The following is a 19,980-nucleotide window of genomic DNA, read 5'->3' on the forward strand; positions in this document are numbered from 1 at the left end:
ATGACCCGCCGGACCTCATGCTTCGCCGAGGGCCCGCATGACCTTGATCTGCGCCTGGTCCCGCGCGGTCTCCAGTTCCCCGATGCCGGCTCCGAAGTCCGCCTGCGCGGAGAGGATTTCGACGGTCCGCTCGTCGAGTACCGGGGTGCCGAGCCCACGCCAGGCGGCCTCCAGGCCGGGGCCGAGGTGCTGCAGGAAGGCGGGCAGGCCGCCGGGGCCGCCGCCCAGGTGGAAGCTGCGGAAGGGCCCGGCGACGGCCCAGCGCAGGCCGATCGAGGCGGTGACGATCTCGTCGAGCTCCCGCTCGGTCACCACGCCCTGCACGACCAGGTGGACCGCTTCGCGGAAGAGCGCGGCCTGCAGGCGGTTGGCGACGAAGCCGGGGAACTCCTTGCGCAGCACCTGCGGTCGCTTGCCCAGCGCCGTGTAGAAGGCGACGGCGCGACGCACGGTCCCCGGATCGGTCTCCTTGCCGGGGACGACTTCCACCAGGGGCACCAGGTGCGGCGGGTTGAAGGGATGGCCGATGACCAGGCGTCCCGGCTGCTTCATCCCCCGGGCCATGTCGGTGGCGGGAATGCCGGAGGTCGAGCTGAGCAGCAGGGTGTCCGGGCGCGCGGCCCGCTCCACCCGCGGGAGCAGTTCCTGCTTGGACTCCAGCCGCTCGGGGCTGTTCTCCTGCACCACGTCGGCGCCCGCGACCGCCCGGTCGAGGTCGGCCTCGAAGCGCAGGTCGCGGTCGAGTCCGGCGGTGGGCAGACCGAGCGCCTCCAGCGCCGGCTCGGCTTCCCTCAGTTGACCGCGCACGCGCCGGTCCACGTCGGGGACCGGGTCGTTGACGGTGACGGTCAGGCCCCTGGCGAGGAACAGGGCGGCCCACGACGCACCGATGACCCCCGCGCCGATGACGGTGACGTGCCGATACTCGTCCAAGGTGTCGTTCATGACGACTCCTTTCCGCCGAGGTAGTCGTGGACGACCTCGGCCGGCGGCAGAGTGAGGTCGGTCAGCACGTGACTGGCGGAGAGGACTTCCAGCACGGGGAGGTCCGCCAGCGGCGCCAGGGCGTGCTGGAACAACTGCAGCCGGGCGGGGCCGGTCCAGGAGCCCTTGACGGTGATGTCCCCGACCTGGAACCTGACCAGCTCGCAGATCCGCGGCTCCCCGGTGTAGCCGCGGAGGATCTTCAGCATGAAGGTGGGGCGGCAGACCTCGTCGCGCGCCTGGTCCGCGTCGAGCGGGGCGTGCTTGTAGCCCATGGTGGCGGTCGCCACCCGCAGCGAGCCGTAGTCGAGCGTGCCGACCAGGGTGTCGGAGTCGACGGCCAGCCGCGGGGTGCCGAGCTTCTTCGGGTAGGCGCTCAGTTCACGGCCGCTGGCGATGGCCGGCAGGCTGTCGACGTACATGCTCAGGACGTACTCGCCCCGCTCGCCCTCGTACTCCACGCAGAGCACCTGGCCGGACTCGGCGTAGTCGCCGAGACCGGTGGTGTCGGGCATTCTCATGAGTTCGAACCGCACCGTCGGCTCGGCGACGCGCAGGGGTGCGGGGACGACGCGTTCCAGGGCCTCCCGGTCCGTGCGGTAGGTGATGTTGAGGTACTCCCGGTCGGTGAAGCGGTACGGGCCCGGGGGGTAGGCCGGGGCGTCCAACGGGGTGGTGAGCCGGTGGGTCACGTCCTGGGTGCGCATGGTGGGGCCGCCTGGGATGGGTGGGTGCGGTGGGAGGTCGCGCGGTCAGCTGCCCTGCCACTCGGGCGCCCGCTTCTCGGCGAAGGCGCGGGCGCCCTCCTTGGCGTCGTGGGAGGCCAGCACCGGAGCGACGATCCGGTCCTGGTCGCGGAAGGCGTCCTGGTCGCGGAAGGCGGTCCGCTCGTTGACGACGCGTTTGACGGCCGCGATCGCCAGGGGCGCGTTGTGCGCGACGCGGTGGGCCAGTTCGAGGGCCCGGGTCAGTGCCGCGCCCGGCTCGGTGAGGTGGTTGACGAGGCCGAGCCGCTCGGCGCGGTCGGCGGGCAGCGGGTCGCCGGTGAGCAGCAGCTCCAGGGCGATGTTCCGGGGGATGCGCTCGGGCAGGCGCACCATGCCGCCCTCGGGGGGCACGATGCCGTAGTGCACCTCGGTCTGGCCGAAAGTGGCGTCGCGGGCGGCCACGATCATGTCGCAGGCGAGCGCCATCTCGGTGCCGCCGCCCAGCGCGTAGCCCTCGACCGCGGCGATGAGCGGGGTGTTGATCGAGATGCGGGTGATGCCCGCGAACCCGCGGCCGGGGAGGACCGGCGTCTGCCCGGTCGCGAACGCCTTGAGGTCCATGCCGGCGCTGAAGACGCCGCCGGCGCCGGTGAGGATGCCGACCAGGAGGTCGTCACGGGCCTCGAGTTCGTCGACCGCCGCGGCCAGTGCGTGGGCGGTGGCGCCGTCGATGGCGTTGCGGGCCCTCGGCCGGTCGATGGTGATCACGAAGACGCCGTCGCGTTCCTCGGTGCGCACGGTCGGTGTGCCATTGGTCGCACTCATGGCGGAAAGTCCCTTCTCTGCGGTCCCCCCTGCTCTGCTCCGTCCTTTCCGGCGCGGTCTCAGTCGACCGCCGCCGCCCTGCGGAGGCTCTCGATCGCGGCATCGTCGTAGCCGAGGTCACGGAGCACGGAATCGGTGTGTTCGCCCAGATCGGGGGCGGGCCGCGGAGGCACCTTCCGTACCTGGTCCAGCCGTACGGGACTGTCGATCGTCAGATGCCGCTCGGTGGCGCCGTCCTCGATGGGCACCAGGATTTGGTTGGCGAGGAGCTGGGGGTCACGGGCGCACTCCTCGAGCGTCCGCACGACCCCGTAGGTGAGGCCCGCGGCGTCGAGCAGTTCGCGCCACTCCGCCAGAGGGCGGGTCGCGAAGGTCCTGTCCAGGAGAGCGGCGATCTCGGCGGCGTGGCGGCGGCGGCTCGGTGTGTCGGCGCAGTCCGGGTCGCGGGCCGCCTCGGGCCGGCCGATGGCCCGGAGGAACAGGGGGACCTGCTTGTCCTCGTCGGCGAAGGCCAGCAGCAGCCAGCGGTCGTCCGCCGTACGGTACACGTTGGCGAGGGCGTTCGGCGGGTCGGTGCGGTCGGACGGGCGGGGGCCCTTGCCGCCGACCAGTACGGCCTGCAGCCACATGCTCACCGACCAGGCCCCCTCGGCGATCAGCGACGCCGTGACACGGGCGCCCTCGCCGGTCCTCTCCCGCCGGTACAGCGCGGTCATGATGCCGGCGAACAGGGTGATCGCCGTCGGGTGGTCGCCCGACCCGTACGCGTTCATCACCGGCGGCGCGCCCCGCCCGCGCGTCACGTCCATCAGGCCGGTGCGCGCCCAGAAGGCCGTCACGTCGAATCCGGGCAGATGCGCCTCCGGGCCCTCCTCCCCGAAGCCGGTGACGTCGGCGTAGATCAGCCGGCGATTGCGGGGCGCCAGATCGTCGTACTCCAGGCCCAGCTCGGCCCGCGTGCGCGGCGGGAAGTTGGTCACCAGCACGTCCGCCCACTCCACCAGCCGCTCGACCACCGGGCGGGCCCCGGGCGCCTTCAGGTCGAGGGCCATGCCGCGCTTGTTGCGGTTGTCCATCTGCCAGGGGTAATTGACCCCCTCGACGCGGGGGTTCGGCGGGAAGCGGCTGAGCGCCCGGTAGCGGTCGCCGACGTGCGGTGGTTCCACCTTGACGACGTCGGCGCCGAAGTCCCCGAGCACCGTGGCCGCGGCGGGACCCGCGATGAAGCTCGCGAGGTCGACGACGTGCAGTCCCGCCAGCAGGGGCGTGTCCGTCATGGCAGGTCCCTTCTCCGGCGCGGCACCCGGGGACGGGCGAGCACGCCGGCGATACGCACCCGCGACGCCCCCACCACCGGCTGTCCCGCGTGCGTCCCGCCCGCGGGGACCGGATCACGGGACCGGATCGCGTCCGCACCGTCGAGGCTAGAAGCCGCGGGCGGACGGGGCATTGGGCCGGTAACACCAACTTCGGCGGGAATGTGGTGCTCGCGTACCGGTGGGATCTACGCCGCGGCCGCTCGGGGACGTCCCGGCCCGGGGCCCGCCGGGCTCCTCGTCATGTTCCAGGCCTTGATCACGGGGCGGCCGTGCTCGACGCCGAGCCGGCTGACGGTGCCGGTGTCCAGGGCGAACAGCGATCCCGCGGAGGGCGGCAGGCCGAGCCGGCGGGCGGTGAGCACGCGCAGTACGTGGCCGTGAGCCACCAGGAGCACGTCGCCCGCGGCGGGGTCGCGCAGCATCGGCTCGATGCGCGCGAGCACGCGATCGGCGCGGCGGCCCACGTCCCGGGGGCGCTCCCCCGGGTGGCCGGCGGGCCCGGGCGCCACGCCGTCGGTCCACAGGTTCCACGTCGGCCGGGTGCGGTGGATCTCCGCGGTGGTGACGCCCTCGTAACCGCCGTAGTCCCATTCCCGCAGGTCCGGGTCGACATCGGCGCCGGCCACCCCGGCCAGCTCCGCCGTGCGCACGGCCCTTCGCAGCGGGCTGGTCAGGACGAGGCCGATGTCGTGCGCGGCGAGCAGCGGCGCGACGCGGGCGGCCTCCTCCTCGCCGTGGGCCGTGAGGGGAAGGTCGGTGTGGCTGGTGTGCTGCCGGGACAGGGTCCAAGCGGTTTCGCCGTGGCGGAGCAGGAGCAGGTCGCCCATGATCGTTCATCCACTTTCGGCAATCAGCGGGTGGTGCGGAGTACTTCGGGACGGGTCGGGCGCCGGCGGCGCCGGCCGCTGGAGGACCGGCGCCGCCGTGGGCCCGAACCGGGGGTTACTTGTCGCCGCCCGCGGTCTCGACGGCGTGGCCGCCGAACTGGTTGCGCAGCGCGGCGATCATCTTCATCTGCGGGGAGTCGTCCTGCCGGGAGGCGAAGCGCGCGAAGAGCGACGCGGTGATCGCGGGCAGCGGCACGGCGTTGTCGATGGCGGCCTCGACCGTCCAGCGGCCCTCGCCGGAGTCCTCGGCGTACCCCTTGAGCTTTTCCAGGTGCTCGTCGTCGTCGAGGGCGTTGACGGCCAGGTCCAGCAGCCAGGAACGGATCACCGTGCCCTCCTGCCAGGACCGGAAGACCTCGCGCACATCGGTGACGGAGTCGACCTTCTCCAGCAGCTCCCAGCCCTCGGCGTAGGCCTGCATCATGGCGTACTCGATGCCGTTGTGGACCATCTTCGCGAAGTGCCCCGCGCCGACCCTGCCCGCGTGCACCGACCCGAAGTCACCCACCGGCTTGAGGGCGTCGAAGACCGGCTGGACCTTCTCGACGTGCTCGGCGTCACCGCCGTACATCAGCGCGTAGCCGTTCTGCAGGCCCCACACGCCGCCGGAGACACCGCAGTCGACGAAACCGATGCCCCTGGCGGCCAGCTCCTCGGCGTGCTTCTCGTCGTCCGTCCAGCGGGAGTTGCCGCCGTCGACCACCACGTCACCGGGCGACAGCAGCTCGCCCAGCTCGTCGATGGTGGACTGGGTCGCGGCGCCGGCCGGCACCATCACCCAGACCACCCGCGGCGCCTCCAGCTTGTCCACAAGCTCTTGCAGGCTGTGGACATCGGCGAGGTCCGGGTTGCGGTCGTAGCCGATGACCGTGTGGCCGGCCTGGCGGATGCGGGTGCGCATGTTCCCGCCCATCTTGCCGAGACCGATGAGACCGAGTTGCATGTCACGCGTTCCTTCGCTGTTCGTGGGACGAACCGTCCTCGGGGGCGGCGGCCGCGGGGGGCGCCTTGACCTCTGCCCGGAGCGCCGCGGCGTACGCCTCGTCGGGGTCGAGACGGCGGAGCTCCTCCGCGACCAGTTCCGCCGTGGTGCGGACCTTCAGGGCCAGGACGCGCGTGGGCTGCCCGGGGATGGACAGGCTCGCGACGGCGCCCTCCGGACGGTCGACAACGATGTCGCCCTGCCCGGTGCGGAGCCGGACCGCGGTGACGACGGGCCCGGCGGTGACGACCCGTTCGACCGGCACGTGCAGGCGGTCGGCGAACCAGCCGGCCAGCAGCTCGGCGCTGGGGTTGTCGGCCTCGCTCTCGATGACCGCCGAGGTGACCCGGGCACGGGCCTGATCGAGGGCGGCGGCGAGCATCGAGCGCCACGGCGTCAGCCGGGTCCACGCCAGATCGGTGTCGCCGGGCGCGTACGACGCGGCCCGCGCCGCCAGCTGCTCCAGCGGCTGCTCGACGGCGTACGCGTCGGTGATACGGCGCTGGGCGAGCACGCCCAGGGGGTCCCGCGCCGGGGCCGCGGGCGCGTCCACGGGCCACCAGACCACGACGGGGGCGTCCGGCAGCAGCAGCGGCAGGACCACCGAGTCGGCGTGCTCGGCCACCTCGCCGTACAGCCTGAGCAGCACCGCCTCGCCGGAGCCGGCGTCCGAGCCGACGCGGACCTCCGCGTCGAGGCGGGAGGCGACGCGCCGGTGCGGGGCGCGGCTCGGCCGCCTGACGACGACGAGAATGCGCGAGGGGTGCTCCTGCGAGGCCTGTTCGGCGGCCTTCAGGGAGTCGTGCGCGTTCTCCTCGTCGGTCACGATGACCATGGTCAGGACCACGCCCACGGCGGGGGATCCGATCGCGCGGCGGGCGCGCACGAGGGCCTTGTTGATGCGGCTTGCCGTGGTGTCGGTCAGATCGATCCTCATGGCCTGCGCCAGCTCCGTCCGTCTCGTGCGAGCATCTCGTCGGCTTCCGCGGGGCCCCAGCTGCCCGCGGTGTACTGCGCGGGCCTGCCGTGCCGGTCCCAGTGCCTCTCGACCGGGTCGAGGATCTTCCAGGACTCCTCGACCTCCTGGTGCCGCGGGAAGAGGTTCGCGTCGCCGAGCAGCACGTCGAGGATGAGCCGCTCGTACGCCTCCGGGCTGGACTCGGTGAAGGACTCGCCGTAGGCGAAGTCCATGGTCACGTCCCGGATCTCCATCGAGGTGCCGGGCACCTTGGATCCGAAGCGCACCGTCACGCCCTCGTCCGGCTGGACCCGGATGACGATCGCGTTCTGGCCCAGCTCCTGAGTCGCCTTCGGGTCGAACGGGGAGTGCGGGGCGCGCTGGAAGACGACCGCGATCTCCGTGACCCGCCGGCCGAGCCGCTTGCCGGTGCGCAGGTAGAAGGGGACGCCCGCCCAGCGGCGGTTGTCGACCTCCAGCTTGATCGCGGCGTAGGTGTCCGTGGTCGACGCGGGGTCGATGCCGGTCTCCTCCAGGTAGCCGGGCACCTCCTCGCCGCCCTGCCAGCCGTGCGCGTACTGCCCGCGCACCGTGTGACCGCCGAGGTCGGCGGGGAGCTTGACCGCCCGCAGCACCTTCAGCTTCTCGGTGAGGAGCGACTCGGCGTCGAAGGCCGCGGGCTCCTCCATGGCAGTCAGCGCCAGGAGTTGCAGCAGGTGGTTCTGGATGACGTCGCGCGCCGCGCCGATCCCGTCGTAGTAGCCCGCGCGACCGCCGATGCCGATGTCCTCGGCCATGGTGATCTGCACGTGGTCCACGTACGAGCGGTTCCACACGGGCTCGAACATCGTGTTGGCGAAGCGCAGCGCCAGGATGTTCTGGACCGTCTCCTTGCCCAGGTAGTGGTCGATCCGGAACACCTGCTCCGGGGCGAACACTTCGTGGACGAGCCCGTTGAGCTGCCGGGCGCTGTCCAGGTCGCGGCCGAACGGCTTCTCGATGACCGCCCGGCGCCACGACCCCTCGGGCGCGTCGGCGAGCCCGTGCTTCTTCAGCTGCCGTACGACCGTGGGGAAGAACTTCGGCGGCACGGAGAGGTAGAAGGCGTAGTTGCCGCTGGTCCCGCGCGAGGCGTCCAGTTCGTCGACGGTGGCGCGCAGTTGCTTGAACGCGACGTCGTCGTCGAAGTCGCCCGGGATGAAGCGCATGCCCTCCGCGAGGTGCTGCCAGACCTCCTCGCGGAACGGCGTGCGGGCGTGCTCGCGCACGGAGTCGTGCACGACCTGGGCGAAGTCCTGGTCCGCCCACTCGCGGCGGGCGAAGCCCAGGAGCGAGAAACCCGGCGGCAGCAGCCCGCGGTTGGCGAGGTCGTAGACGGCCGGCATCAGCTTCTTGCGGGACAGGTCACCGGTCACCCCGAAGATCACCAGGCCCGACGGTCCCGCGATGCGGGGCAGCCGGCGGTCGCCGGGGGCCCGCAGGGGGTTGGACCACGATGCGGCAGGTCCGGTCTCGGCCGTGCTCATTCCGCGTCGACTCCTTCGTTCAGTGCGGCACCGACCGCGGCCAGCAGGTCGTCCCAGGCGGCCTGGAACTTCGCCACGCCCTCGTCCTCCAACTGCTTCACGACCTCGCCGTAGGAGATCCCCAGCCGCTCGACCGCCGCGAGGTCGGCGCGGGCGCCGTCGTAGCGGCCGGTGACGGTGTCGCCCTCGATGCGGCCGTGGTCGGCGGTGGCGTCGAGCGTCGCCTGGGGCATGGTGTTGACCGTTCCGGGCGCGACCAGCTCGTCGACGTAGAGCGTGTCCTTGTACGCGGGGTCCTTGACGCCCGTCGAGGCCCACAGCGGGCGCTGCTCGTGGGCGCCGGCGGCGGCGAGCGCGGTCCAGCGCTCCCCCGCGAAGACCTCCTGGTAGGCCTCGTACGCCAGCCGGGCGTTGGCGAGTGCCGCCCTGCCCTTGAGGCCCCTGGCTTCCTCGGTGCCGATCTTCTCCAGGCGCTTGTCGATCTCGCTGTCCACGCGGGACACGAAGAAGGACGCCACCGAATGGATCAGGGACGGGTCCAGGCCCGCGGCCTTCGCCCTCTCCAGGCCCGTCAGGTAGGCCTCCATGACCTCGCGGTAGCGCTCCAGCGAGAAGATCAGCGTGACGTTGACGCTGATGCCGAGGCCGATGACCTCCGCGATGGCCGGCAGACCCGCCTCGGTCGCCGGTATCTTGATCATCACGTTGGGGCGGTTCACCAGCCAGGCCAGCTGCTTGGCCTCGGCGACGGTGGCGGCGGTGTGGTGGGCGAGACGCGGGTCGACCTCGATCGACACCCGGCCGTCCCGGCCGCCGGTGGCGTCGTACACCGGCCGCAGCACGTCGGCGGCGTCCCGGACGTCGGCGGCGGTCATCATGCGGACCGCCTCGTCGCGGGTGACCCCGCGCACGGCCAGCTCGGCGAGTTGCTCCCGGTAGTCCTCTCCCGAGCCGATGGCGGCCTGGAAGATGGACGGATTCGTGGTGACGCCCACCACCCGCTCCGATGCCACGAGTTCGGCGAGGTCGCCGGTGGTGATCCGTCTGCGCGAGAGGTCGTCGAGCCAGATCGATACTCCCGCGGCGGCCAGGCGCCGCAACGGTTCCGCGGGAGCGGTTGCTGCTTCGTTCACTGTGATCATCTTCTTTCTGCGCTCGCATCAACCGTGGGGGCGTGCGAACGATTCCCGGTCCTCCCGGCGCCTCCCCCGGCCGGTGGAGCGCCCGGGCCGGAGGGCTGCCCGGGGGTCCGCGCAGTGCGCCTCAGAAGACCGTACACCGGTAATTTAGACTTAAACTAATCGCCCCGGTGGCGACGTCAGCCGCTGCCGGGCCGCCGGGTGGCGTAGAAGGCGACAGCCGAGGCGGCGGCCACGTTCAGGGAGTCGACACCGGCCTCCATCGGGATGCGCACGTGCTCGTCGGCGGCCCGCAGCGCCCCGGCCGACAGGCCCTCCCCCTCCGTGCCCAGCATCAGGGCCAGCCGCTCGTGCCGGCGGTCGGCGAGCTCGTCGAGTGTGATGGAACTCGCCGACAGGCACAGAGCCGCGAGCGCGAACCCGTGCTCCCGGACGAGATCCGCGTCACGCGGCCATGTCGCGAACCTGGCGTACGGAACGGCGAGGACAGCCCCCATGGACACCTTCACCGCCCGCCTGTAGAGGGGGTCCGCGCAGCGCGGGGTGAGGAGCACGGCGTCCACCCCCAGAGCGGCCGCGTTGCGGAAGGCCGCGCCCATATTGGCGTGATCGACGATGTCCTCGAAGATCGCGACACGGCGCTGCCCCGGGCCAGGGCCGGCCAACAGCTCCCGCGGATCGGGCAGTTGCTTGCGCTGCATCGACGCCAGGGCACCACGGTGCACGTGGTAGCCGGTCACCTGCTCGGCCAGGCCGGGGTCGACGGCGTACACCGGCGCGGAGACCTCGTCGATGACGTCCCGCATCACGTCGACCCACTTCGCCGTCAGCAGCATCGAGCGCATGCCGTAGCCGGCCTGCCGGGCGCGCCGGATGACCTTCTCGCCCTCCGCGATGAACAGGCCCTCCGCGGGCTCCCTGCGGCGGCGCAGCTCGACGTCGGTCAGCGACGTGTAGTCGTGCAGCCGCGGGTCGTCGGGGTCGTCGATGGTGACGATCTCAGCCACGGGGTACTACCGCCCCGTCCGGAACTCGGCGCCCACGGCCACCACCTCGCCGATCACGATCACCGCGGGCGGTCGTACGCCCTCCTCGGCGACCCGCCGGCCCACCGTGGCGAGCGTCGCGTCCACGCGCCGCTGCGCGGCCGTCGTGCCCTCCTGGACGACCGCGACAGGCGTGTCGGCGCCCCGTCCGTGCGCCACGAGCGCCGCGGCGATGGGCGCGATCCGCTCGACCGCCATCAGCAGCACCAGCGTGCCGCGCAGGCGGGCCAGCGCGGCCCAGTCCACCAGGGAACGCGGGTCCTCCGGGGCCACGTGGCCGCTCACGACGGTGAACTCGTGCGCCACGCCCCGGTGCGTCACCGGGATGCCCGCGGCGGCCGGCACGCTGATCGAACTGGAGATACCCGGCACCACCGTGCAGACGACCCCGGCCTCCGCCAGCGCCTGCGCCTCCTCCATGCCCCGGCCGAACACGAACGGGTCGCCGCCCTTCAGGCGCACGACGGCCTTGCCCGCCTTCGCGTGCTCGATCAGCGCGGCGTTGATCGCCTCCTGCGCCATCGCGCGGCCGTACGGGATCTTCGCGGCGTCGATCACCTCGACGTGCGGCGGCAGTTCGTCCAGCAGATCACGCGGGCCCAGACGGTCCGCGATCACCACGTCCGCCTCCGCGAGCAGCCGGCGACCGCGCACCGTGATCAGGTCCGGGTCGCCCGGCCCCCCGCCCACCAGCGCCACGCCCGGGGTGCGGCCCCGGTGCTGGGGCGCGGCCAGCGAACCGTCGCGCAGGCCCTCCACGATCGCGTCCCGCACCGCCGCGGACCGGCGCGGATCGCGCCCGGTCAGCACGGCGACCGTCACCCCGTCCGTCCGCCCCGTCGCGGGCGTCCACGCGGTCGCCGCGTCGGCGTCGTCGCTGCGCACGCACCACACCCGCCGCGACTCCGCCTCCGCGGACGCCGCCTCGTTCGCCTCCGCGTCGTCCGTGGCGATCAGCGCGTACCAGGCGTCCGCCAGGTCCCCCGGACGGTAGCGGCGCCGCTCCCAGCGCAGTTCGCCGGCGGCGGCCATCGCGTCCACGGACGGGGTCGCCGACGGCGACACCAGGACGACGTCCGCCCCCGCGGCCACCAGCGTCGGCAGCCGGCGCTGGGCGACCTGTCCGCCGCCCAGCACGACCACGCGGCGACCTGCGAGGCGCAGTCCGACGGGGTATGCGGGTACGGCGTCGCTGCGCTCGGCGGTCATGGTCGTGCGGCTCCTTGTCGTCGTGCGGTGCGCGCCTGCGGCGCGAGGGGGGTGGGGTTCCGCCCCTCAACCCTACGATGTGACTGGGGTGGCGTTTCTCCCCCGCCCGCCCTCCCGTGTGCCCCAGGAAGTCAGTGACCCCGGCGCCCGTTTCGTGGGGGCCGGGTGCGGGGCCTCCGGGGCTGGCCATTCTGGACAGCACATTTCGGTGCCTCCGGTACCTGCCGTTGACCACCCCGGGTCATGCACCCAAATATGCTCCACAGTCCAGAACACCCACCCCTCCGACCCCGCCCCCTCCGCAGGTTGTCGCGCCTGATCCCCGGGGGGTGGTGATAGCGGCACCGTGCCCGGGGTCGCCCGTTGGCGCAACGCAGTCCGCGGGGCCAGCCATCGCGCGGCACGCCGAAGGGGTGGAGTCAGGCAACCGCAGCCGCCCCGGACCGCCCACACACCCCCCTCCGGGGATCAGGCGCATGGAACTACGGAGGGGGCGGGGTCGTAGGGGTGGATGTTCTGGACGCTGCGGGATATTTGTGCGCACCATCCGGGCAGGGACGGGATGAGCAGGTGCTGGAAACGCGCGTAAATATCCCAGTCCAGGACGTGCAGCCCCGGAGGCCCCGCACCCGGCCCACCCCACACGCGCGCCGGGGCGCCCAGACCTTGCCGGGCACACGGGAGGGCGGGCGGGGAAAAAACCTAGCCGGACAGGGCCGTCAGGACTTCTCCGTGACCCCCGCGGAGTCGAACGTCGCCACCTCATGCATCGCCCGCGCAGCACTCTGCACCAACGGCAGCGCCAGCAACGCCCCCGTCCCCTCCCCCAGCCGCAGGTCGAGGTCGACCAGCGGCCGCAGCCCCAGCTTCGTGAGGGCGGCCCGGTGACCGGGCTCCGCGCTGCGGTGTCCCGCGATGCAGGCCGCGAGGACCTCCGGGGCGATGGCACGCGCCACGAGCGCGGCCGCGCCGGCGCTGACGCCATCGAGGATGACCGGCGTCCGCAGGGACGCGGCACCGAGCAACAGGCCCACCATCGCGGCGTGTTCGAGGCCGCCGATGGCCGCGAGAACCTCGATCGGGTCGGACGGATCGGGCTGGTGGAGCTCGAGGGCCCGCCGGACGACGTCGACCTTGCGCGCATGCATCTCGTCGTTGATGCCCGTGCCCCGCCCGGTGACCTCCGCCGGGTCGACCCCGGTGTAGACGGAGATCAGGGCCGCGGAGACGGTGGTGTTGGCGACGCCCATCTCACCGGTCAGCAGCGCCTTGTTGCCCGCGGCGACGAGATCGCGCGCGGTCTCGATGCCGACCTCGATGGCCCGCAGCACTTCCTCACGGGACATCGCGGGGCCGGCGGTGAAGTCGGCCGTGCCCGGACGCACCTTGCGCGGCAGCAGCCCGGGCGTGCTGGGAAGTTCGGAGGCGACGCCGACGTCGACGACGCAGACCTCGGCGCCCACCTGGTTGGCGAAGGCGTTGCACACGGCCCCGCCGCCCAGGAAGTTGGCGACCATCTGGGCGGTGACCTCCTGCGGCCAGGCCGTGACGCCCTGCGCGTGCACACCGTGGTCGCCGGCGAAGACGGCGACCGCGGCAGGCTCGGGGATCGGCGGGGGGCACTGCCGGGACAGGCCGCTGAGCTGCGCGGAGATGATCTCCAGCATGCCGAGCGCGCCGGCCGGCTTGGTCATCCGCTTCTGCCGCTCCCACGCCTCGCCGAGCGCCTTGGCGTCGAGCGGGCGGATGCCGCGCAGCGTCTCCTCCAGGAGGTCGTGCGGCTCCTCGCCCGGCAGGGCGCGGTTGCCGTACTCCTCCTCGTGGACGACCCAGGCCAGCGGGCGCCGCTTGGACCAGCCTGACTGCACGAGCTCCGGGTCCTCGGGGAACTCGTCGACGTAGCCGACGCACAGGTAGGCGACGACCTCCAGGTGCTCGGGGAGGCCGAGTTCGCGGACCATCTCGCGCTCGTCGAAGAAGCTGACCCAGCCGACGCCGAGGCCTTCCGCACGGGCGGCCAGCCAGAGGTTCTCGACGGCCAGTGCCGACGAGTACGGCGCCATCTGCGGCTGGGTGTAGCGGCCCAGCGTGTGGCGGCCGCCGCGGGTGGGGTCGGCGGTGACGACGATGTTGACCGGGGTGTCGAGGATCGCCTCGATCTTCAGCTCGCGGAACTGCTTGGCGCGCCCCTTGGGGAGGGACTTGGCGTAGGCGTCGCGCTGCTGCATGGCGAGTTCGTGCATGCGCTGCCGGGTCTCGGCGGAGCGGATGACGACGAAGTCCCAGGGCTGGGAGTGGCCGACGCTGGGCGCGGTGTGGGCCGCCTCCAGGACACGGATCAGCACCTCGTGCGGGATGGGGTCGTTCCGGAAGCCGTTGCGGATGTCGCGGCGTTCGCGGATGACGCGGTGGACGGCGTCCCGTACGGCGGGGTCGTAGCCCTCGGCCACGGGGAGCTGCGGCTCCGGGGCGTCCTCGTCCTCAGGGGGCTCCGGGGATTCGGCGGCCTCGACGGCGTCCGCGGCTTCCACCGCCTCCACGGTTTCCGCGTCGGCGGACACGACGGGCTCGACCGGCTCGCCGGGCCCGGCGGGTTCCACCGGCTCGGGCATCACGGCGGCCGGGGCGGCATCCGTGACCTCGGCGATCTCCACGACCTCGACGACCTCGACGACCTCCGCCACCGGCTCGGGGACGACGGCCTCGGGGACGACGGTCTCGGGCTCCATGCCGAACGGCAGCGGCTCGTCCGGGGATTCCACCGGCTCGGGCTCCGCCACGACCGGCTCGGGCAGCGCCTCCCCGACCGGCTCGGGCTCGGGAGCCGGCGCCGGAGCGGGTACCACCACGACCTCCTCCTCCGCCTGCGGCGCGGTGGGGGCGGGCGGCGTGAACGGCGTCTCCACGGGCTCCGGCGCCGACCAGGCGGCCCCCGGGGCGGGCACCGCGGCGGACGGCTCGTCGCGCGGGATGTCCAGATACTCGGGGCCGGTCGTCGGCGGCCCGGCCTGACGCAGCGGGGTCTCGACGGACGGCGGCACCGGCGCGAGCGGGGTCGTCGCGACGGGCGTCTCCGGCACCGGCTGCACCGCCACCGCGGGCGGCGGCGTGGCCGGCACGGGCTGCGGCGCGGGCGTCGCCGGCCCGCGGTCGGCCAGGGACCGTACGACACCCCCGCCGTTGGACGGGTCCGGGATGGGCGGGCCCATGTGCAGCGGCCGCCGGACGGGTGCCGGTGCGGCCGGGACCTGCTCCTGGAACGCCTGCGGCGCCTCCGGCACGACCGGCTCCGGCGTCAGGGTCTCGAGAGCGGGCGCGGGCGCGGGGGCCGGGACGACCGGCTCCACCGGGACGCCCTGCGGCTGCTCGGCCGCCACCGTGCCCGGCATGGGGACACCTGCAGGCGGTGTCGCCGAGGCCCGCACGGCGGAGTAGTCGAGGGAGACCGAGTCGCGGCCGCCGCTCTCGTGGGCATCGTGCTCATGAGGACCGCCGGGCAGCGGCTCGTGGACCTGTACGTGGGTCTCGTGCGCCATCGGGGCCGCCGCCGGGGCGGGTTCGGCCATGGGGGCCGGCGCGACCGGGACACCGGCGGGCGCGACGGGCGGCGGCGGCACCGGCTGCGGGTCGGCCCACGACCCCTGCAGTCCGGGCATCAGCAGCATCTCCTCGTCCTCGTCGGCGACCGCGGGGCCCGCCGGCTGGTCGAGGTAGGCGTATGCGGCGGGCGGAACCGGCGCGTTCAGCGGGTCGGTCTCCCAGGTCGGGACGACCGGCTGCTGCGCACCGCTGCCGGGAAGGCCGGGAAGGTCGGCGTGCGGCTGCAGAACCGCTTCTCCGCCTGCGTTCTCCGGCAGTCCCTCACCCGGGACCTGGCCGGTGTCAGTCATGCGTGCCCCTCGCCCATCGGTTCGCTCCTTCCAACGCTGCGCCGCACACACTGCCCACAGCAAGAACGAGCGTGGGCTGCAAGCGGCACGTCGGCGGGGAGTGACCGATACTGATCGATACTGATCAGCCCTCAGTCGACGTCAACGCACGACGACGGCACAGCGGTCCGCCAGCCTACCGTGCGTGTGCCCGCGCGTGCTCAGCGGGGGTTCACCTCAAACCGGTCGCAATACGGGCGCAACACATGGCCTACCTGCGGTGGCCGAGGAGCGCGAACACCACCGTGCGCTCCCGCTCCGTCCAGTCCGAGTCCAGCTCCACAGCCTGCAACAACGCGCATTCGACGGCGTATCCGCCCTCTTCCAGAGCGCTTCTGACGGCTTCTGCCTCGTCCCGGTTCGCGGCACTCGCGGCGATCCGTTCCGGCCGGCGCGCGGCGCACGCCTCGACGACCTCCGCTCCGCCGCCGCCTATCCGCACGATGTCCGGTTCCGGAAGGTCCTCGAGGACCTCCGGCGCCTCGCCGTGCACGACGCGCACCTGCACCCCGAAGTCCCGTGCCGTGGCCTCGACGCGGTCGCAGGCCGCCGCGTCCCGGTCGACCGCGATGACGGCCGCGCCGAAGCGCGCGGCCTCCACGGCGACGGCGCCGCCGCCCGCGCCGATGTCCCAGACCAGGTCACCGGTGCGCGGTCCGAGCCGGGCCAGTTGAAGAGCGCGCAGTTGCGCCGGGCCGTCCACCGGCGCGTACCGCTCGGTGGGAAGGGCCCAGCCGCGGACCCGGTCCGCGGGAGCGGGGTCGCCGCCGGCCAGCCAGCTCGCCTGCCCGGAGGCGACGGGCGGCGCGCTGGGGGCGGCACCGACGACCAGGACGACGTTGGGGTCGCGCCAGGTGTGGTCGGGGACCTTGTCGGAGGTGAGGACGGTGACCTGCTCCTGCTCGGTGCCCAGCGCCTCGCAGATCACGAAGGTGCGGTGCTCGTCGCCGAGCAGCAGGGCGAGTTCGGCCGGACCGGCGCCGGGCGCGGTCAGCACCGCGACCTTGGGGTGGGCGCGGCAGACGTTCACGGCGCGGCGCAGGGTGCGCGCGTGCGCGACGACGACCCGTGCGTCGTCCCACGGCATGCCGGCCCGCGCGAAGGCCTGCGCCACCGACGTCACGCCGGGGACGACCTCCACCTCCAGGCCGTGCTCGGGTGCGCGCAGGGCGCGTACGACGCCGAAGAACCCGGGGTCGCCGTCGGCGAGCACGACCGCGGTGCCGCGATGCCGGGCGATGCGGCGGGCGGCCAGGTCGATGCTGCCGAGCACGATCCGCTCGGCCTCCTCCGGCACGAAGGGCAGTGCGAGGTGGTGCCGTGTTCCGGCCACCAGGGTCGCCGCGGCCAGCGCGGAGCGCGCGGCCTCGCCCGGTGGTGAGCCGTCCCACCCGATCACGGTGACACGGTCGGCCATCGTCGTCCTGCCTTCTGGGCGCGTCGCGGTGTGGTTTCCCGGGGCACGTCTTCCCCGGGGTGTGCACAGTACCCCGCCCCGGATCTTGCCCTACGGGGTGCTCACTGCCAGTCGGCGTAGGCCGCGTAGTCCGAGCCGTCCGAGGCGCGTCCGGTCAGGCCGTCGAGGTCCTCGGGGAGCAGGCTCCAGACGATCAGGTCGGTGCGGATCTGCTCCCAGCGGCCGTCGGCCTCCCCCTCGGGCCGCACGCGGACCAGGCCCGCGTTGCGCAGCACGCCCTCGCTGACGCAGCCGATCCGCTGGGCGACCTGCTGGGAGGCGGCGTTGTCGGCGGCGGTGCGCAGTTCCAGCCGCTCGAACTTCTGGTCGTCGAAGAGCCACTGGGCGGCGGCCAGCACGGCCTCGGCGGCGTATCCCTCGCCGCGTGCCCAGGGCGCGATGACGTAGCCCGCCTCGGCGCTGCGGATGCGCCAGTCGGCGCGCTGCAGGTGGACGGTGCCGACCAGCCGCTGGGTGAGGAACTCGGTCACGGCGAAGACGACCCCGCGGCCGGCGGCCCGCTCGGCGGGGGCGGTCTCGGTGAGGAAGGCCCGGGAGTCGGCCTCGCTGTAGGGGTGCGGCACGGAGGTCCACGCGACCACGGACTCGTCGTTCATCATCTCCGCCTGCGCGGGGATGTCCGCCTCCTCGTAGGGGCGCAGCACCAGCCGCTCCGTACTGATGGAGATCTCCGGAAAGCTGGTCATTCGACGCTCCGTAGCAAGGACATGTGTGAAGTGCACAGCATGCAGCATCCATCGGGTCACCCGCAGGACCGGGTGGCCGCGGTGGCCCTGCGGCCGTCGGTCAAGGGTACGGGCAACCACCCCCGCGACGAGCGCAGTTGGCATGCTGTTCTTCGGCTTTTCCGCAGGTCCGCTCCCCCTGTGGTCATACGGTCCTGCTAGCGTCTGCCCGCGTGACGGTGCACCACGCAGCAGGAGTCGGATATCAGCGGGCGGCGGGTGTCTACGAGCGGTCGCGGCCCTCGTACCCCATGGCTGCCCTGGCCGAGTTGGCGGAGGCGCTGGCCCTCGAGGCCGGGCGCACCGTCATCGACCTCGGTGCCGGCACCGGCAAGTTCACCCGGCTGCTGGCGCTGACCGGGGCCGAGGTGGTCGCGGTGGAGCCGGTGGCGGAGATGCGGGACCGGCTCGCGGGGCTGCGGCTGCCGAAGGTGCGGGTCACGGCCGGCACCGCGGAGTCGACCGGGCTGCCCGACGGGTGCGCGGACGTGGTGGTGGCGGCGCAGTCGTGGCACTGGTTCCAGGAGGACGAGGCGCTGGCCGAGGTGGAACGGCTGCTGCGGCCGGGCGGGTCGCTGGCGCTGGTGTGGAACACCTACGACACCTCCGTGCCGTGGGTGCGGGACTACCAGGACATCGTCTTCCGGCTCGCGCCGCGGGACCTGCCGAGCCCGCTGGACGGCGGCTGGCGCAAGGCCTTCGCCGACCGGGAGGGCTGGTCGCAGGTGTACGAGCGGCACTGGCCCAACCCGTACTCGACGACGGTGTCGGACGTGGTGGAGCGCATGACGTCCTCCAGCCACATCGCGGTGATGGACCCCGCGGAGCAGGAGCGCGTGCGCGCGGAGGTCGAGGCGGTGCTCGCCGGTCACGACGCGACGCGGGGCAGGGGCGCCATCGAGATGCCGTACACGACCGATGCGTACTGGGTGCGCCGGCTCTGAGGCCGCGCGGCCGTGGCTGTCGGTGCCGCCCTGTTGAATGGGCGGATGGACACGGACCGGCTCAGGGGCTTCTGCCTCGGTTTCAACGGCGTGAGCGAGGAGAACCCGTTCCCGCGCAACGCGGAGGTGACCGTCTTCAAGGTCGGCGGGAAGATCTTCGCGATCAGCGCGCTGGGCGGTGAACCGCTCCAGGTGAGCCTGAAGTGCGATCCCGAACTGGCGGTGCGGCTGCGCGCGGAGCACGCGGCGATCGCCCCCGGCTGGCACCTGAACAAGCGCCACTGGAACACCGTCACTCTGGACGGCTCGCTGCCCGACCGCCTGGTGCGCGAGATGATCGAGGACTCGTACGACCTGATCGTGTCCCGGCTGCCCCGGGCCGAGCAGCTGCGGCTGGACTGGGCGGGAGCGACGGCGGACCCGGACCGCGGGGGCGGCACACGGTGACACGGTGCCGCCCCCGCCTGGGCGCGCGAGGGCTCAGAAGGAGGGGATCACGGAGCCGGCGTAGGTGTCCTCGATGAACTTCTTCACCTCGGGAGAGGTGAGCAGCTTCTTGAGCTTGAGCACCCGCGGGTCCTTCTCGTTGCCCTCCTTGACGGCGAGGAAGTTGCCGTAGGGGTTGTTCTTCGCGGACTCCAGGACCAGGGCGTCCTGGGCGGGCTTGAGGCCTGCGGAGATGGCGTAGTTGCCGTTGATGACGGCGGCGTCGACGTCGTCCAGGGAGCGCGGCAGCTGGGCCGCCTCCAGCTCCTTGAACTTCAGGTTCTTCGGGTTGCCGGTGACGTCGGCGGGGGTGGCCTCGTTGCCGACGCCGTCCTTGAGGGTGATCAGGCCGTTGGCCGCGAGCAGTTCGAGGCCGCGGGCCTCGTTCACCGCGTCGTTGGCGAGGGCTATGGTCGCACCGCTCCTGATGGCGTCGGCGGACTTCAGCTTGCTGGAGTACAGGCCCAGCGGCTCCAGGTGGACGGTGACGACGGGCACGATGTGGGTGCCCTTCTTCTTGTTGAAGTCGTCCAGGTAGGGCTGGTTCTGGAAGTAGTTGGCGTCGACGTCGCCGTCCTCGGTCGCGGTGTTCGGCGTCACGTAGTCGCTGAACTCCTTGACCTCCAGCTTGAGTCCGGCCTTGGCGGCCAGGTTCTTCTTGATGAAGTCCAGGATCTCCGCGTGCGGGACCGGGCTCGCGGCGACGACGAGCGGGTCGCTCGCGCTGTCCTTGGTGGAGCCGGAGTCCGAGCCGCAGGCGGCCAGGCCGAGGGCGAGGCCGGTGGCGGCCAGGACGGCAGTGGTGATCTTGACAGGGGTACGCACGAAAAGTGCCTT

General features: G+C 72.9%; 17 protein-coding genes. 2 read left to right on the plus strand and 15 right to left on the minus strand.

Annotated elements, in window-relative coordinates; genetic code table 11:
- Positions 1–15: 15 nt before the first annotated feature.
- The 14 genes from PV364_RS37770 to PV364_RS37835 all read right to left on the minus strand — a co-directional run bounded on the left by PV364_RS37770 (position 16) and on the right by PV364_RS37835 (position 17,674).
- A complete protein-coding gene (locus tag PV364_RS37770) occupies positions 16–945 on the minus strand; it encodes a 3-hydroxyacyl-CoA dehydrogenase NAD-binding domain-containing protein (RefSeq protein WP_319665452.1) in 930 nt (309 codons plus the stop codon).
- Entirely contained in the window at positions 942–1,691 is a 750-nt protein-coding gene (locus PV364_RS37775; protein ID WP_319665453.1) for an acetoacetate decarboxylase, read from the minus strand. Before PV364_RS37775 ends, PV364_RS37770 begins: the two co-directional genes overlap by 4 nt.
- Before the next feature lie 45 nt (positions 1,692–1,736).
- Positions 1,737–2,516 (minus strand): crotonase/enoyl-CoA hydratase family protein, encoded by a 780-nt coding sequence (locus PV364_RS37780; protein ID WP_319665454.1) that lies wholly within the window; start codon positions 2,514–2,516, stop codon positions 1,737–1,739.
- A gap of 59 nt (positions 2,517–2,575) precedes the next feature.
- Positions 2,576–3,793 carry a CoA transferase gene (locus PV364_RS37785; protein WP_319665455.1) on the minus strand — a complete coding sequence of 406 codons (1,218 nt, stop codon included), beginning with the start codon at positions 3,791–3,793 and terminating at the stop codon, positions 2,576–2,578.
- Between the two features lie 227 nt (positions 3,794–4,020).
- Positions 4,021–4,662: a histidine phosphatase family protein gene (locus PV364_RS37790; RefSeq protein ID WP_319665456.1), complete on the minus strand. Its 642-nt coding sequence runs from the start codon at positions 4,660–4,662 to the stop codon at positions 4,021–4,023.
- Positions 4,663–4,777: 115 nt separating this feature from the next.
- The gene (gene gnd / locus PV364_RS37795) at positions 4,778–5,665 is read right to left on the minus strand and encodes a phosphogluconate dehydrogenase (NAD(+)-dependent, decarboxylating) (protein WP_319665457.1); all 888 of its coding nucleotides are present in this window, start codon (positions 5,663–5,665) and stop codon (positions 4,778–4,780) included.
- Position 5,666: 1 nt separating this feature from the next.
- Complete coding sequence (opcA, locus tag PV364_RS37800; RefSeq protein ID WP_319665458.1) at positions 5,667–6,641, minus strand: glucose-6-phosphate dehydrogenase assembly protein OpcA; 975 nt, start codon at positions 6,639–6,641, stop codon at positions 5,667–5,669.
- Positions 6,638–8,188: a glucose-6-phosphate dehydrogenase gene (gene zwf, locus PV364_RS37805; RefSeq protein WP_319665459.1), complete on the minus strand. Its 1,551-nt coding sequence runs from the start codon at positions 8,186–8,188 to the stop codon at positions 6,638–6,640. Before zwf ends, opcA begins: the two co-directional genes overlap by 4 nt.
- Positions 8,185–9,330 carry a transaldolase gene (gene tal, locus PV364_RS37810; RefSeq protein ID WP_319665460.1) on the minus strand — a complete coding sequence of 382 codons (1,146 nt, stop codon included), beginning with the start codon at positions 9,328–9,330 and terminating at the stop codon, positions 8,185–8,187. Before tal ends, zwf begins: the two co-directional genes overlap by 4 nt.
- Before the next feature lie 176 nt (positions 9,331–9,506).
- Positions 9,507–10,334 carry an RNA methyltransferase gene (locus PV364_RS37815; RefSeq protein WP_319665461.1) on the minus strand — a complete coding sequence of 276 codons (828 nt, stop codon included), beginning with the start codon at positions 10,332–10,334 and terminating at the stop codon, positions 9,507–9,509.
- Positions 10,335–10,340: 6 nt separating this feature from the next.
- Entirely contained in the window at positions 10,341–11,582 is a 1,242-nt protein-coding gene (gene cobA / locus PV364_RS37820) for a uroporphyrinogen-III C-methyltransferase (RefSeq protein ID WP_319665462.1), read from the minus strand.
- A 719-nt stretch (positions 11,583–12,301) separates the two neighbouring features.
- The gene (gene cobT / locus PV364_RS37825; protein ID WP_319665463.1) at positions 12,302–15,472 is read right to left on the minus strand and encodes a nicotinate-nucleotide--dimethylbenzimidazole phosphoribosyltransferase; all 3,171 of its coding nucleotides are present in this window, start codon (positions 15,470–15,472) and stop codon (positions 12,302–12,304) included.
- A gap of 250 nt (positions 15,473–15,722) precedes the next feature.
- On the minus strand, positions 15,723–16,928 hold the full coding sequence (gene cbiE, locus PV364_RS37830; protein ID WP_319665464.1) for a precorrin-6y C5,15-methyltransferase (decarboxylating) subunit CbiE: 1,206 nt from the start codon (positions 16,926–16,928) through the stop codon (positions 15,723–15,725).
- A 101-nt stretch (positions 16,929–17,029) separates the two neighbouring features.
- Entirely contained in the window at positions 17,030–17,674 is a 645-nt protein-coding gene (locus PV364_RS37835) for a GNAT family N-acetyltransferase (RefSeq protein WP_319665465.1), read from the minus strand.
- Between the two features lie 212 nt (positions 17,675–17,886).
- Between PV364_RS37835 and PV364_RS37840 the strand changes: the two genes are divergently transcribed.
- Together PV364_RS37840 and PV364_RS37845 are read left to right on the plus strand one after the other, a co-directional pair.
- Entirely contained in the window at positions 17,887–18,657 is a 771-nt protein-coding gene (locus PV364_RS37840) for a class I SAM-dependent methyltransferase (RefSeq protein WP_319665466.1), read from the plus strand.
- Positions 18,658–18,702: 45 nt separating this feature from the next.
- Positions 18,703–19,104, plus strand: a complete 402-nt coding sequence (locus PV364_RS37845; RefSeq protein WP_319665467.1) for an MmcQ/YjbR family DNA-binding protein — start codon at positions 18,703–18,705, stop codon at positions 19,102–19,104.
- A gap of 33 nt (positions 19,105–19,137) precedes the next feature.
- On the opposite strand, the gene PV364_RS37850 is transcribed toward PV364_RS37845, so the two are convergent.
- A complete protein-coding gene (locus PV364_RS37850; protein WP_319665468.1) occupies positions 19,138–19,968 on the minus strand; it encodes a MetQ/NlpA family ABC transporter substrate-binding protein in 831 nt (276 codons plus the stop codon).
- Between the last annotated feature and the right edge of the window lie 12 nt (positions 19,969–19,980).

Origin of the sequence: Streptomyces sp. MI02-7b, from assembly GCF_033793585.1 — a bacterium.
In the GTDB taxonomy this organism is placed as follows: domain Bacteria; phylum Actinomycetota; class Actinomycetes; order Streptomycetales; family Streptomycetaceae; genus Actinacidiphila.

Bases quoted from the DNA above. Each gene is read 5' to 3' on its own strand.
- PV364_RS37770 (WP_319665452.1), bottom strand. From the start codon at position 945: ATGAACGACACCTTGGACGAGTATCGGCACGTCACCGTCATCGGCGCG.
- PV364_RS37775 (WP_319665453.1), bottom strand. From the start codon at position 1,691: ATGCGCACCCAGGACGTGACCCACCGGCTCACCACCCCGTTGGACGCC.
- PV364_RS37780 (WP_319665454.1), bottom strand. From the start codon at position 2,516: ATGAGTGCGACCAATGGCACACCGACCGTGCGCACCGAGGAACGCGAC.
- PV364_RS37785 (WP_319665455.1), bottom strand. From the start codon at position 3,793: ATGACGGACACGCCCCTGCTGGCGGGACTGCACGTCGTCGACCTCGCG.
- PV364_RS37790 (WP_319665456.1), bottom strand. From the start codon at position 4,662: ATGGGCGACCTGCTCCTGCTCCGCCACGGCGAAACCGCTTGGACCCTG.
- gnd (WP_319665457.1), bottom strand. From the start codon at position 5,665: ATGCAACTCGGTCTCATCGGTCTCGGCAAGATGGGCGGGAACATGCGC.
- opcA (WP_319665458.1), bottom strand. From the start codon at position 6,641: ATGAGGATCGATCTGACCGACACCACGGCAAGCCGCATCAACAAGGCC.
- zwf (WP_319665459.1), bottom strand. From the start codon at position 8,188: ATGAGCACGGCCGAGACCGGACCTGCCGCATCGTGGTCCAACCCCCTG.
- tal (WP_319665460.1), bottom strand. From the start codon at position 9,330: ATGATCACAGTGAACGAAGCAGCAACCGCTCCCGCGGAACCGTTGCGG.
- cobA (WP_319665462.1), bottom strand. From the start codon at position 11,582: ATGACCGCCGAGCGCAGCGACGCCGTACCCGCATACCCCGTCGGACTG.
- cobT (WP_319665463.1), bottom strand. From the start codon at position 15,472: ATGACTGACACCGGCCAGGTCCCGGGTGAGGGACTGCCGGAGAACGCA.
- cbiE (WP_319665464.1), bottom strand. From the start codon at position 16,928: ATGGCCGACCGTGTCACCGTGATCGGGTGGGACGGCTCACCACCGGGC.
- PV364_RS37835 (WP_319665465.1), bottom strand. From the start codon at position 17,674: ATGACCAGCTTTCCGGAGATCTCCATCAGTACGGAGCGGCTGGTGCTG.
- PV364_RS37845 (WP_319665467.1), top strand. From the start codon at position 18,703: ATGGACACGGACCGGCTCAGGGGCTTCTGCCTCGGTTTCAACGGCGTG.